Origin of the sequence: Faecalibacterium hominis (ex Afrizal et al. 2022) (genome assembly GCF_049545105.1) — a bacterium.
GTDB lineage: Bacteria > Bacillota > Clostridia > Oscillospirales > Ruminococcaceae > Faecalibacterium > Faecalibacterium duncaniae.
The window spans coordinates 2,275,443-2,288,483 of the sequence record NZ_CP186860.1 but is presented as its reverse complement, the minus strand read 5'-3'; the positions used below and the strand labels follow the sequence as shown (position 1 = coordinate 2,288,483).

The 13,041-nt window shown below is 63.2% G+C and carries 9 protein-coding genes; 5 read left to right on the top strand and 4 right to left on the bottom strand.

The window, feature by feature from the left end:
• Nucleotides 1–140: 140 nt before the first annotated feature.
• The 5 genes from ACKXGA_RS11025 to ACKXGA_RS11005 all read left to right on the top strand — a co-directional run bounded on the left by ACKXGA_RS11025 (nucleotide 141) and on the right by ACKXGA_RS11005 (nucleotide 7,075).
• Nucleotides 141–896, top strand: coding sequence for a UDP-N-acetylglucosamine diphosphorylase (locus tag ACKXGA_RS11025; RefSeq protein WP_423729503.1), 756 nt, complete (start codon nucleotides 141–143; stop codon nucleotides 894–896).
• Between the two features lie 24 nt (nucleotides 897–920).
• The gene (locus ACKXGA_RS11020; protein ID WP_097786471.1) at nucleotides 921–1,442 is read left to right on the top strand and encodes a hypothetical protein; all 522 of its coding nucleotides are present in this window, start codon (nucleotides 921–923) and stop codon (nucleotides 1,440–1,442) included.
• A 130-nt stretch (nucleotides 1,443–1,572) separates the two neighbouring features.
• Complete coding sequence (pth, locus tag ACKXGA_RS11015; protein ID WP_156070432.1) at nucleotides 1,573–2,151, top strand: aminoacyl-tRNA hydrolase; 579 nt, start codon at nucleotides 1,573–1,575, stop codon at nucleotides 2,149–2,151.
• A gap of 174 nt (nucleotides 2,152–2,325) precedes the next feature.
• Entirely contained in the window at nucleotides 2,326–5,787 is a 3,462-nt protein-coding gene (mfd, locus tag ACKXGA_RS11010; RefSeq protein WP_423729502.1) for a transcription-repair coupling factor, read from the top strand.
• A gap of 175 nt (nucleotides 5,788–5,962) precedes the next feature.
• Nucleotides 5,963–7,075 carry a foldase gene (locus ACKXGA_RS11005; RefSeq protein WP_423729501.1) on the top strand — a complete coding sequence of 371 codons (1,113 nt, stop codon included), beginning with the start codon at nucleotides 5,963–5,965 and terminating at the stop codon, nucleotides 7,073–7,075.
• 180 nt (nucleotides 7,076–7,255) lie between these two features.
• Here the strand turns inward: ACKXGA_RS11005 and ACKXGA_RS11000 are convergent, their stop codons facing one another.
• From ACKXGA_RS11000 to ACKXGA_RS10985, 4 genes are all read right to left on the bottom strand, one after another.
• Nucleotides 7,256–9,028, bottom strand: a complete 1,773-nt coding sequence (locus tag ACKXGA_RS11000; protein ID WP_423729500.1) for a glycoside hydrolase family 2 protein — start codon at nucleotides 9,026–9,028, stop codon at nucleotides 7,256–7,258.
• 107 nt (nucleotides 9,029–9,135) lie between these two features.
• Nucleotides 9,136–10,347 carry an NADP-dependent isocitrate dehydrogenase gene (locus tag ACKXGA_RS10995; protein WP_117534187.1) on the bottom strand — a complete coding sequence of 404 codons (1,212 nt, stop codon included), beginning with the start codon at nucleotides 10,345–10,347 and terminating at the stop codon, nucleotides 9,136–9,138.
• 80 nt (nucleotides 10,348–10,427) lie between these two features.
• The gene (locus ACKXGA_RS10990; RefSeq protein WP_423729499.1) at nucleotides 10,428–11,612 is read right to left on the bottom strand and encodes a pyridoxal phosphate-dependent aminotransferase; all 1,185 of its coding nucleotides are present in this window, start codon (nucleotides 11,610–11,612) and stop codon (nucleotides 10,428–10,430) included.
• A gap of 27 nt (nucleotides 11,613–11,639) precedes the next feature.
• Nucleotides 11,640–12,827: a cation diffusion facilitator family transporter gene (locus ACKXGA_RS10985; RefSeq protein ID WP_423729498.1), complete on the bottom strand. Its 1,188-nt coding sequence runs from the start codon at nucleotides 12,825–12,827 to the stop codon at nucleotides 11,640–11,642.
• Nucleotides 12,828–13,041 lie beyond the last annotated feature (214 nt).

The window sequence follows — 13,041 nt, the reverse complement described above, 5'->3', positions numbered from 1 at the left end:
ACAGAGCCATTTTTCCACATCTGGGATACATGCTGTTATCCATTAAAAATTCCGGCGGAATTCCACCTGCGGAACGGGCTGGAATTTCTCCCTCATGGATACAACAAAATACCACACCTTCCCAAGGAGGGACACTATTTATGGAAACCATTTCCAACGAAGCTCTGGCCGCAGCACGCGCCAAACTGGACGCTGCCGAAAGCCGGCGCGAGAACATCCTGCTTTTTCACATCGCCAACGGCGTGAACATTGAGAGCCGCACCGTCCAGATCGACGAAGGCGTTGTCATCGCCCCGGGAGCCACCATTCTGGCGGGCACCATCCTGCGCGGCAAGACGGTCATCGGCGCAGGATGCGTCATCGGCCCCAATACCCTGATCGAGGACAGCACCGTGGACGAGGGCACCACCGTCAACGCCAGCCAGGTCTACGGCAGCCATCTGGGCCCCCACAATAACATCGGCCCCTTCACCCATGTGCGGGTGAACACTGTCACCGACTACGGCGTGCATCTGGGTGCCTATGTGGAGACCAAGAACTCCAACTTTGCCCGGGGCAACACCGTGAGCCACCTGACCTACATCGGCGACAGCGATGTGGGCAAGTACTGCAACTTCGGCTGCGGCACCGTCACCTGCAACTACGACGGCAAAGACAAGTTCCGCACCCAGATCGGCGATTACTGCTTCATCGGCTGCAACACCAACCTTGTGGCTCCGGTCAAGGTGGGCGACGGCGCTTACACCGCCGCGGGCAGCACCATCACCAAGGATGTGCCCGCCCAGGCACTAGGCATCGCCCGCGACCGCCAGACCAACCTTGAGGGCTGGGCCGCCCCCAAGATGGAGGCCTACATCGCCAAAAAGCAGAAGCTGGAGAAGGAGCAGAACAAGTAACGCTCTGCCGGAAGGGAGCTACGTATGAAGTCTGAAAGTTTTCGCAAGCAGGCACTGTGCCTTGTCCTTTTCTTCGCGGCTGTTGCCGCCGTGTTCGCCCTGACCCGCCTGCGCAGCGACCCCGCCAAAAAGCAGGCGGAGTTCGTGGTGCAGCAGCTGCTCTCCTGTTCCTCTGCCGTGGAGCAGGCCGTGGACGCCGCTGCGCCCTCCGGCAGTGAACCGGGGCTTGCTGCTGTGGACACCGATGGGCTGTACGCCTTCCTTCAGGCGCAGCTGGGCGATGCCATGACTGCCGATTGCCTGAACAAAATCATGGCGAACCGTCTGCCCACCCGCATCACCGCGCTGGCAGGGCAGTCCGGCGACAAGCTGGTGCCCAGCGACCTCACCCTGAAAAAGCGCGCCGGGGCAGAAAACTGCTACGATTTTTCCGCCGCCCTGCTGACCGCTACGGACAGCACCGCCGCCGCGCAGGTATCCGGCACCATCACCATGGTGAAGGAGGAGGGCCGCTGGAAGGCCTCTGCCATCACGCTGAACCTGTAATAAACCCTTTTGCCCCTGTGCCCTGCGGCACGGGGGCATTTTTTGCTTATAATGTATATCTTTTTGCGCGCGCGTATGTTATACTTAGATGTTGTATCACACTATTATCAGGAAAAGGTATGATCCTATCATGAATGAAAACGATATCTGGCTCATTGCAGGGCTTGGCAACCCCGAAGCAAAATACGATGGCACCCGCCACAACGCCGGCTTTGCCGCGCTGGACGCGCTGTCCGACAAGTGGAACATCTCTGTGGGCAAAACCAAGTTCCAAGGCCTGTGGGGCCAGGGCGAGGTGGACGGCCACAAGGTGGTGCTGCTGAAACCCCTGACCTACATGAACCTCTCCGGCGATTCCATCGCCCCGCTGGCGGGCTTTTTCAAGATCCCTGCTGACCACGTCATCGTCCTGTGCGACGATATCACCCAGGCCCCCGGCAAGCTGCGCATCCGTCCCTCCGGCTCGGCAGGCGGGCACAACGGCCTGAAGAGCATCATTGCCCGGCTGGGCGGGGAGAACTTCCCCCGCATCCGCATCGGCGTGGGTGCCAAGCCCCGCCCGGACTATGACCTTGCCGACTGGGTGCTGGGCAAGTTCCCGCCCGAGGATGCCAAGGCCATGGCTGACCGCTACCCCGACCTGGAGGCAGCGGCCAAGCTCATCATGGACGGTAAGCTGGGGCTGGCGCAGAGCAAGTATAATGGGTGAGGGAGAACCCCCCAGTCGCCTGCGGCGACAGCCCCCGCTAATAGGGGGGCCCTTGGCATTGCGTAAAGTTTTACGGTTTTGCCAAGGCCGCCCCTAGTAGGGGCGGTGGCATTGCGAAGCAATGACGGTGGGGTTTAGCTTTCCAAAAGTGTTTGCTTCGAGAGGAGGTCTACGATGTACGAAGCGCTGCTGAAAAGCACACCGGAATATCAGAAGATCGCGGAGAGCCTGCGCACCCCGGGCCCGGCGGCGCTGTTCGGCCTGCCGCCTGCGGGCCGTGCCCTGCTGTACGCCGCCTTGCAGAAGGATCTGGGACGGCTGGTCTGCATCGTGACCCCCGGCGAGGCCGAGGCCACCCACTTTGCGGACGACCTCAAGGCGCTGGGCCTGACCGCGGCGGTGTTCCCGCCCCGGGACTTCATGCTGCGGCCAGTGGAGGGCGCGGGCCGCGAGTACGAGTACCGCCGCCTGTCGGTGCTGGGCGCGCTGGCGGGCGGGCGGCTGAATGCCGTCTGCGTGCCCGCCGAGGCGCTGCTGCAATACACTGTGCCCCGGGATGAGTTCCTGCGGAACACTCTCACCCTCAAGCCCGGCATGGTCTACAACCGGGAAGCGCTGGTGGCACGGCTCTTTGCCGCCGGGTACGTCCGGCGCAGTCAGGTGGACGGCCCGGGCCAGTTCAGTGTACGCGGCGATATCGTGGACATCTACGCGCCGGACATGCACCAGCCCGCCCGTGTGGAATACTGGGACGATGAGATCGATTCGCTGGCCTCCTTCGACCTGCTGACCCAGCGCCGGGACGGCAGTCTGGAAAAGATCTACCTTTCCCCCGCCCGCGAGGTGCTGTTCGGCAGCACCGCCGAGACGGCCGAGGCCCTGCGCGGAGCCATCAAAAAGGCGCGGGGCAAAAAGCGTACCGCCATGGAAAAGGCCACAGAGGCCGACCTTGCCCAGCTGGATTCCGGCCTGATGCCTGAAGCCATGGACAAGTATTACGGCATCCGCTACCCGCAGCCCGCCACCCTGCTGGACCATCTGGACAGCCCCATCTTTGTGCTGGACGAGGTGGGCGGCATCCGGGATGCCCAGAAGGCCACCGAGTACCGCCGGGGCGAGGAGCTGACCGGCCTGCTGGAGGAGGGCGTGCTCTGCCCCGGGCTGGACGTGCTCTACCAGACCATGGACGACCTTGCCATTGCGGCCCAGAAACAGAGCACCCTGCTGTGTGAGAACTTCCTGCGGGGGATGAACGAATTCAAGCTGAAGGACCTCATCAACGTGGAGGCCTTTGCGGCCCCCAACTGGGGCGGCGATCTGGCCTCTCTGCGGGAGGATCTTGACCCGCTGATCGCCCAGGGCTATGCCGTCACCCTCTTCTCCGGCACCCCCAAGGGTGCCGCCGCCCTGACCCGGGACCTGACGGACAAGGGCTACTCCGTGAGCATGAGCCGGGACGTGCGCCCGGCCAAGGGCATCGTGCAGGTGCTGCCCGGCCACCTGACTGCAGGCTGCACCTTCCCCTTTGCCCACGCGGCGGTCATCTCCTCCCGGCGGCACGGGCTGGACGAGGAAGCCGCCGCCGAGAACAAAAAGCGCAAAAAGAACAAAAACGCCCTGTCCAGCCTTTCGGACATCAAGCCCGGGGACTATGTGGTGCACCAGAGCCACGGCATTGGCATGTACGCGGGCATCCAGCGGCTGGAAGTGCAGGGTGCCATCAAGGATTACCTGAAGATCCAGTATTCCGGCTCCGATGTGCTCTATGTGCCGGTGACCCAGCTGGACCTGCTCAGCCGCTACACCGCCCCCGGCGACGAGGAAAAGGTGAAGCTGGCCAAGCTGGGCGGCACCGAATGGCAGCGCACCCGCGCCAAGGTGAAAAAGGCCACCGAGGAGATGGCACAGGAGCTCATTGAGCTGTACGCCCGGCGCAGGCAGGCCCAGGGATACGCCTTCCCGCCCGACGGCGACTGGCAGAACGATTTCGAGACCCGCTTTGAGTACGACGAGACCGACGACCAGCTCCACGCCACCGCCGAGATCAAGCAGGACATGGAAAAGCCCTACCCGATGGACCGCCTGCTCTGCGGCGATGTGGGCGTGGGCAAGACCGAAGTTGCCCTGCGCGCGGCCTTCAAGTGCGTGATGGGCGGCAAGCAGTGCGCCCTTCTGGCCCCCACCACCCTGCTGGCCTGGCAGCACTACAACACCCTGCTCTCCCGGATGGAGGCCTTCCCGGTCAAGGTGGGGATGCTCTCCCGCTTCCGCACCGCGAAACAGCAAAAGGAGACCCTGCGGGGCCTGCAGTCCGGCAGCGTGGACATCGTGGTGGGCACCCACCGCCTGCTCTCCAAGGATGTGCGCTTCCACGACCTGGGCCTTGTCATCATTGATGAGGAGCAGCGGTTCGGCGTGAAGCACAAGGAGAAGCTGAAGGAAAACTTCATCGGCGTGGATATGCTGACCCTCTCGGCCACGCCCATCCCCCGCACCCTGAACATGGCCATGAGCGGCATCCGCGACCTGTCCACCATCGAGCAGCCGCCCATTGAGCGCCAGCCCGTGGAGACCTTTGTGCTGGAGTACAACGATGTCATCCTTGCCGAAGCCATGAAAAAGGAGCTGGCCCGGGGCGGTCAGGTGTACTACCTGCACAACCGGGTGGACAACATCGAGTCCACCGCCGCCCATGTCAGCCAGCTGGTGCCCGGTGCCCGGGTGGGCATTGCCCACGGCAAGATGACCGAGGAGGAGCTGAACCCGGTCTGGCAGCATCTGCTCAACGGCGAGATCGACATTCTGGTCTGCACCACCCTGATCGAAACGGGCATCGATGTGCGCAACTGCAACACCCTCATCATTGAGGATGCCGACCGGATGGGCCTTGCCCAGCTGTACCAGATCCGGGGCCGGGTGGGCCGCTCCGGCCGCAAGGCCTATGCCTACTTCACCTTCCGGCGGGACAAGACCCTGACCGACATCGCCCAGAAACGGCTTTCCGCCATCCGGGAGTTCACGGCCTTCGGCTCCGGCTTCCGCATCGCCATGCGCGATCTCCAGATCCGCGGCGCAGGCAGTCTGCTGGGCCACAGCCAGCACGGCCACATGGAGGCCGTGGGCTACGACCTCTATGTGAAGATGCTGGGACAGGCCATCGCCCGGGCCAAGGGCGAGCCGGTGCAGCGCGACAAGAGCGAGTGCCTGATCGACCTGCGGGTGGATGCCTACATCCCCGAAACGTACATTGCCGACGGGCCGGGCCGCATTGAAGCCTACAAGCGGATCGCCGCCATCCAGACCCCCGAGGATGCCGCCGATGTGCTGGACGAGCTCATCGACCGCTACGGCGACCCGCCGCCCTCGGTCAGCGATCTGGTCAATGTCTCGCTGGCGCGGGTGCAGGCCACCGCCGTGGGCGTGTACGAGGTGACCCAGAAGAAGGACACCCTGGTGCTGCAGGTGGAGCAGCTGGATCTCCGGATGATCCAGGGCCTGCTGGTGGCCTTCAACGGCCGCGTTGTCACCGGGGCTGGCGCAAAGCCCTACCTCTCCGTCACCCTGCAAAAAGAGGAAAAGCCGCTGGAGCTGCTGCAGAGCATCCTCCGGGCGATGCAGGATATTTTGAAAGATTAACGGCCTCACCCTCTCAGTCAAAGCCAATAGGCTTTGCCAGCTCCCCCAAAGGGGGAGCCTCTGGCGGCTCCCCAAGACCTTGCGGGGAATTGCCAAAGCCTCTCCCCTTGGGAGAGGTAGCAGCGCGCTTGCGCTGACGGAGAGGGCGGGCGATCCGAACGACAGGAGCATAACAATGAAAAAGAAACTGATCGCACTTCTTGCCGCCGTGGCAATGGTATTTTCCCTTGCCGCCTGCGGTTCCACCCCGGATTCGGTGGGCACCATCGGCACGGTGGACATCACCTCGGGCCTGTATCTGCTGGCCCAGTACGACGCTTACCAGAAGGCCGCCGATCTGGCTACCTCGGAGCAGGATGCCACCGATGTGAAGGCCTTCCTGAAGCAGACCATCACCGTGGATGCCGACAGCGGCGAGACCGCCACTGTCAGCGACTATGTGAGCCAGAAAACCATGGAGAACCTTGAGACCTACGCCGCCATCGAGACCCGCTTTGAGGAGCTGGGCGGCCAGCTGACCGCAGAAGAGGAAGCACAGGCCGACAGCTACGCCTCCCAGCTGATGGAGCAATACGGCGACACCTACAAGGCCAACGGCATCGGCCTGAACACCGTCCAGCGGTTTGAGCGCATCCTCATCAAGAGCACCGACCTGCTGGAGCTGGTCTACGGCGTGGACGGCGAGACCCCGGTGTCGGATGCCGACCTGACCAGCTATCTGGAGAACAACATGTACGAGCTGGCCTATTACACCATCCCGCTCTACAACACCAGCACCTATGCCTCTGCCGATGACGACCAGATCACCCAGATGCTGGCCCTGACCCAGGCTGCTGTGGACCAGACCAACGCCGCCGCTGCCGCCGACAGCAGCACTCTGCTGGGCTACTTCTCCGGCGTGGTGACCTCCGCTCTGCCGGAAGTCTACGCCGTGCTGGGCTCCACCTATTCCTCCGATTCCACTGCACCTTCTCTGGAACTGATCGGGGACAGCACCGTGACCTCTGCCTTTACCGCAGAGGGTGCCGCCGACACCATCCGGGGCCTGTCCATCGGGCAGGCAGCGGCTGTGAAGTACAACAGCTACGCCCTGATGGCCGCCCTGCGGCTCGACCCGCTGAGCCTGAAGGCGCTGGACGACCTGCGCGGACAGGTGCTCAACGATATGAAGGGGGAGGAGCTCTCCGAGGCGCTGACCGCCTACGGCGCTTCTCTGGAGCACAACCTGAGCAGCTCCGCCATGAACAGGATGCCCGCTTCCAAGATCGTGAACAGCAGCACCAACTAAGTTTTTATTGATATGCAAAAAGGCTGTTGCCTAAACTCCTTCCGTCATCGCTGACGCGATGCCACCTCCCTCTGAGAGGGAGGCTTTCACAGTTCACCGTTACGCCAAAGCTCCCTCCGAGAGGGAGCTGGCACGGCGAAGCCGTGACTGAGGGAGTTACAGGGTAACAGCCTTCTTTTTTTATTCTGTCGCTTTCTCAAACGCCGCTTCCAGCGCCTGGTTCACGGCACGCACAGCGGCGGGGTCGGGCTTGATGGCGGCGCGGTCGTAGGTAAACAGACCGTTCACCTCGTCCTCCACATCGCTCACCTGGGTGTACACCAGGGCCGAAAGCCCCTTTTTCAGTTGGGGGAGCACCGTTTCCAATTGCAGCTTTTTCCAGCGGGCGGTCAGCTCGGCCCGGCTCTTTGCCGTGCCGTAGCCATACGCCCTGCGGGGCGGCTCATGGCCGGGCATGGGCCAGGCAATGCCGCCGTATTCGCTCAGGGCCACCACCCGGCTCCGGGGCCTGACCCGGAGCGGATAGAAATAGTTGTGCAGGGAATCCACATCTCCCCCGCCCTGATCGTACCAGCCGCTGGCCTCGTCCACAAGGCGGGTATCGTCCAGCCTGCGGACGGCCTCCACGGCCCCGGCGGCATCGAACTGCCCCCACCCCTCATTGAAGGGCACCCAGCAGCCCACGCAGGGGTGGCACTGCAGGGCCTTTACCGTGGCTTCCAGCTCCCGGGCATATTCTTCCCTGCCCGCTTCCGTTTCGCGGCCCAGCAGGCCCCAGAGGGGCCTTGCGTCGGGCAAGCGGCGGAGCAGCGGCTGGAACACGTTGGTCAGGTAGGTCACGAACCAGAGCTTGTAGGGCCCGCCGCCGTTCACCATGTCCTGCCAGACGATGAGGCCCAGCTTATCGCAGTGGTAATACCAGCGCTGCGGCTCGATCTTGGCGTGCTTGCGCAGAAGGTTGAACCCCAGCTCTTTTATGGTCTGCAGTTCCCGCACCACTGCCCCATCGCTGGGCGGGGTGTACAGGCCCTCGGGCCAGTAGCCCTGATCCAGCAGGCCGTTGAGCAGGATGGGCTTGCCGTTCAGGCAGAAGCGCATGATCCCGTGGGCATCCGGCGCACAGCTCCACTTGCGCAGGGCAAAGTAGCTGTGCACGGTGTCGCGCTGCTCCTCTCCCTGCGTGGTGCCCACGGTCAGGTCATACAAAAACGGCGTATCCGGGCTCCACGGGAAGAAATGCTCCTCCTGGATGTGCAGGGTCACCGCGCCGTCCCGGTCGGCCTCGTCGCTGCCCCAGTCCTCGGCAATGGTCACGCCCCCGGCCCGCACCACGGCCCACAGGTTCGCCGCCCCGCCGGGCAGGGAAGTATGGGCTTTCACGGTCACGGTGCGGGCATCATAGTCCGGGGTGACGGTCAGCTCCGTGATGTAATTTTCCGGCACCCGCTCCAGCCAGACGGTCTGCCAGATGCCGCTCTGGGCCGGGTAGAACATCCCGCCGGGCCGGAGGGTCTGCTTGCCCCGGGCCTGCACACCGGTGCCGGTGGGGTCCTGCACCGCTACCCAGAGCCGGTCATGGCCGGCAGGGTTCAGCGCATCGGTGATATCCAGTGCAAAGGGCCAGTAGCCGCCCCGGTGGCCCCCCACCAGATGGCCGTTGACCTGCACGGCGCAGGCATAGTCCACGGCCCCGAAGTGGAGCAGCACCCGCCCGCCGGTGCCCGCCGGGGGCACAAAGCTCCGGTGGTAGTGGAGCCACGCCCCGGGCTGCAGGGTGCGCCTCACGCCGGAGGCTTTCGTCTCCGGGGAGTAGGGCACCAGAATGTCGCCGTCCCACTTTGCGGGCAGCCCCGCAGAGCTGGTGATGGCGTACTGCCACAGGCCGTTCAGGTTCTCGTAGCTGTCCCGCCGCAGGGCCGGGCGGGGGTATTCGGGCAGAGGATGATGCTGCATACTGTCACCGCCTTTTCTGCTCCCATTGTAGCACAGGCCAACCGCCTTGTATAGGCGCAAAAAGCCCCCGCCGCCGGGGTTCCGGGGCAGGGGCCGTGATGCAGCGCTTATGCCAGTTTTGCTTCCAGCCGGGTGCGGATGGCCTGGATGAATTCCTCGCTGTTCACCTGGGTGGGGGTGATGCCCTCCGCCAGGCCGCAGAGATCTTTGGTCATAATGCCGTCATTGAGGGTCTGCAGGCTGGCGGCCTCCAGCGCCTCGCCAAACCGGACCAGCGCGGGCAGGCTGTCCAGCTCGCCGCGCTTTTTCAGGGCACCGCTCCAGGCAAAGATGGTGGCCATGGGGTTGGTGGAGGTGGCCTCGCCCTTGAGGTACTTGTAGTAGTGGCGGGTCACGGTGCCGTGGGCAGCCTCGTACTCATAGTTGCCGTCCGGGCTGACCAGAACGCTGGTCATCATGGCCAGCGAGCCAAAGGCGGTGGAGACCATATCACTCATCACGTCGCCGTCGTAGTTCTTGCAGGCCCAGACAAAGCCGCCCTCACTGCGGATGACACGGGCCACGATGTCATCGATCAGGCTGTAGAAATAGGTAATGCCTGCGGCCTCGAACTTTTCCCGGTACTCGGCATCGTACACCTCCTGGAAGATGTCCTTGAAGGTGTGGTCATACTTCTTGGAAATGGTGTCTTTGGCACCGAACCAGAGATCCTGTTTGCTTTCCAGCGCGTAGTTGAAGCAGCTGCGGGCAAAGCTGTAGATGGAGGTGTCCTTGTTGTACTGACCCTGCAGGACACCGGCACACTCAAAGTTGTAGACCGTGGCGGCCTGCCGGGAGCCGTCGTCGCCGGTGTAGATCAGCTCCGCCCTGCCGGGGCCGGGGATGCGGAACTCGGTGCACTTGTACACGTCGCCGTAGGCGTGGCGGGCAATGGTGATGGGCTTTGTCCAGTTCCTGACCACCGGTTTGATGCTGTCGATCATGATCGGCGCGCGGAACACGGTGCCGTCCAGCACGGCGCGGATGGTGCCGTTGGGGCTTTTCCACATCTGGTGCAGGTGGTATTCCTCCACGCGCTGGGCGTTGGGGGTGATGGTGGCGCACTTGACCGCCACGCCATACTTCTTGTTGGCAAGGGCGGCATCCATGGTCACCTGATCCTGGGTGGCATCCCGGTTGGGCAGGCCCAGATCGTAGTACTCGGTCTTCAGATCCACAAAGGGCAGGATGAGCTCCTCCTTGATGATCTTCCAGAGCACACGGGTCATCTCGTCGCCATCCATCTCCACCAGCGGCGTGGTCATCTTGATCTTTTCCATAACAGTTTCCCTTTCCTCTGTTTCAAAAAATACTGTGACCCCCGGCGGCACTGCCAGATGCTCTGCCGGGAGGTTCGGCTTTATTGATACGCGGCCGCCAGCTTTTCCAGCGCGGGCAGGCTGCGCTTTACCTTTTCGGTGTCGATGCAGTAGGCAAGGCGGACATAGCCCGTTACGCCAAAGGTATCGCTGGGCACCAGCAGCAGGTCAAATTCCCGGGCCCTGCGGCAGAAGGCGTTGGCATCCTCCTCCAGTGCCTTGGGGAAGAGATAGAAGGTGCCGCCGGGCCGCTCGACCTCAAAGCCCAGCGCTTTCAGCTTGTTGTAAAGCAGATCCATATTGGTCTCGTAAACGCTCAGGTCGCTGGTCACATCCAGGCAGCGGCTCACAGCGCGCTGGATGATGCTGGGCGGGCAGTTGTGGCCGGTAAAGCGGGAGATCTGGGCCATCATATCCACCAGCACCTCCTCGCCCTCACAGCCGGGGCGCACGGCCACGTAGCCCAGGCGCTCGCCGGGCAGGCTCAGGCTCTTGGAGAAGGAGAAGCAGGTCAGGGTGTGGGGGTAGAACGCCGCCGGGTAGGGCACAGCCCTGCCATCAAAGGCGATATCCCGGTAGGGCTCGTCGCTGACAAGGAAGATGTTGTGGCCGTAGGCCCTGCTCTTCTCGGTCAGGATCTCCGCCAGCCGGGTCAGGGTGTCGGCAGAGTAGACCACACCGGTGGGGTTATTGGGGGTGTTGATGAGGACGCAGGTGACCCTCTCGGTCAGCATCTGCTCAAAGGCCTCCAGATTGGGCTGGAAGGCCGGGGCCTGGGGCGGCACCACCCTGAGATGGGCACCGGTGCCCTCCACATAGGGGCCGTACTCCGGGAAGTAGGGGGCAAAGGTCAGCACCTCGTCCCCGGGCCGGGTCACGGCGCGCAGGGCGTGGGCAATGGCACCCGCCGCGCCCGTGGTGGGAAAGATATCCTTCTGCGCATAGGGCAGGCCGAAGGTCCTGTTCAGGTGGGCCGCCACGGCGGTGCGGAACTCCGGGTCGCCCTGACTGGGGCAGTAGCCGTGCAGGGCCACCGGGTCCTCCTGTGCCAGCAGCTCCTGCATGGCGGCGGTGAACCGCTCCGGGCAGGGCACGCTGGGGTTGCCCAGCGAGTAATCAAACACGTTCTCGTAACCGATCTGGGCCGCGCGCTGCTTGCCGTACATAAAGGTCTCGCGGATGACGCTCTTGTGGGCCAGCATCCCGCGGTAAGTTTCGTTCAGCATAAGTTCCTTCCCCTCTGAAACACAAATTTATTTTTCGTGGGCAGCAGACGCATAGCTCTGCTCTACTTTCACCACACAGCTGTATTTCGGGTCCTGCTCATGGACGAACTGGCACATGGCGGCCAGCATCTCGTCCTTGTTCCCGGTATAGCCCGCCGGGAACTCCAGATCGAACAGGACATTCGTATGGGTATCACCCGGCACGATGCGCAGGTCGTGGATCGAAAGGCAGGGGTCGAGCTGGCGGGCCTTTTCCATCAGGCGGGTGCGCAGCACGCCCACCGCCGCATCGGTGGTGACGATGGGGTCATAGTGGATGGTCACCTGCAGGCCGTCCCGCTTTATAAAATCGTTCTCGATGTTGTCGATGACATCGTGGGCCTTGAGCGGGTCGGTCTCTGCCGGGAACTCGATGTGGAGGGAGGCGAACTGATGCCCCGGGCCGTAATCGTGCACCATGAGGTCGTGCATCCCCAGCACGCCGGGGTAGCCCATGACCGTCTGCTCAATGTGCTCCACCAGCTCCGGGCTGGGGCTCTCGCCCAGCAGGGGGCTCAGGGTGTCCATGACCAGCCCCCAGCCCGACCAGAGGATGAAGGCTGCCACGGCCACGCCCATGATGCCGTCCAGCCGCGCCCAGCCCGTCAGGCTGCAGACCACGGTGGAGATCAGCACCGCGCCGGTGGTCAGCACGTCGTTGCGGCTGTCGGCGGCGGTGGCCATCAGGGTCTCGGAGCCGATGGTGCGGCCGATGGTGCGGTTGAAGCCGCTCATCCAGAGCTTGACGAGGATGGATGCGGCCAGCACGCCCACGCTCAGCCAGCTGAACACCACGGGGGTGGGGTGGAACGCCTTGACCACCGACTCCTTGAGCAGGGAAAAGCCGATGCCCAGGATGGTCACGCTGACCACCAGACCGGCCAGATATTCATAGCGGGCGTGGCCGTAGGGATGCTCGGCATCCGGGGCCCTGGCGGCCAGCCGGAAACCGATGAGGCTGACCACGTTGGACGAAGCGTCCGAGAGGTTGTTCAAAGCATCCGCCATAATGGCAATGGAACCGAACAGGGTGCCTGCCAGCAGCTTGCCCAGGCAGAGCAGCAGGTTGCAGGCCATGCCCACACCGCTGGCAAGGTTGCCGTAGGCCGTGCGGGTGGCAGGGTCCTGGGGATCATTGGGATGCCGGATGAACCGGCGGATCAGAAATTGCGTCATATCTATCTTTCATCTCCAGAGGTGTGTTCAAAAAATACGACTTAGGTATAGTATAGCACCCAGCTTTACCGTTGTGAAGCGTTCACCCATGAAACTGCGGCTTGTCAGGCGGCAGTTTTGTGAATTTGCTTCTTGTTGCAATCAAAAAAGAGCTGCCGCGCGCCCCTTTGCCAACACTCTGGTTGGCAGAGAGCGCCGCAGCAGCCCCTTTTAC

What these genes read in the sequence shown, in the direction of transcription:
- ACKXGA_RS11025 (WP_423729503.1), top strand. Translation starts at nt 141, where the DNA reads ATGGAAACCATTTCCAACGAAGCTCTGGCCGCAGCACGCGCCAAACTG.
- ACKXGA_RS11020 (WP_097786471.1), top strand. Translation starts at nt 921, where the DNA reads ATGAAGTCTGAAAGTTTTCGCAAGCAGGCACTGTGCCTTGTCCTTTTC.
- pth (WP_156070432.1), top strand. Translation starts at nt 1,573, where the DNA reads ATGAATGAAAACGATATCTGGCTCATTGCAGGGCTTGGCAACCCCGAA.
- mfd (WP_423729502.1), top strand. Translation starts at nt 2,326, where the DNA reads ATGTACGAAGCGCTGCTGAAAAGCACACCGGAATATCAGAAGATCGCG.
- ACKXGA_RS11005 (WP_423729501.1), top strand. Translation starts at nt 5,963, where the DNA reads ATGAAAAAGAAACTGATCGCACTTCTTGCCGCCGTGGCAATGGTATTT.
- ACKXGA_RS11000 (WP_423729500.1), bottom strand. Translation starts at nt 9,028, where the DNA reads ATGCAGCATCATCCTCTGCCCGAATACCCCCGCCCGGCCCTGCGGCGG.
- ACKXGA_RS10995 (WP_117534187.1), bottom strand. Translation starts at nt 10,347, where the DNA reads ATGGAAAAGATCAAGATGACCACGCCGCTGGTGGAGATGGATGGCGAC.
- ACKXGA_RS10990 (WP_423729499.1), bottom strand. Translation starts at nt 11,612, where the DNA reads ATGCTGAACGAAACTTACCGCGGGATGCTGGCCCACAAGAGCGTCATC.
- ACKXGA_RS10985 (WP_423729498.1), bottom strand. Translation starts at nt 12,827, where the DNA reads ATGACGCAATTTCTGATCCGCCGGTTCATCCGGCATCCCAATGATCCC.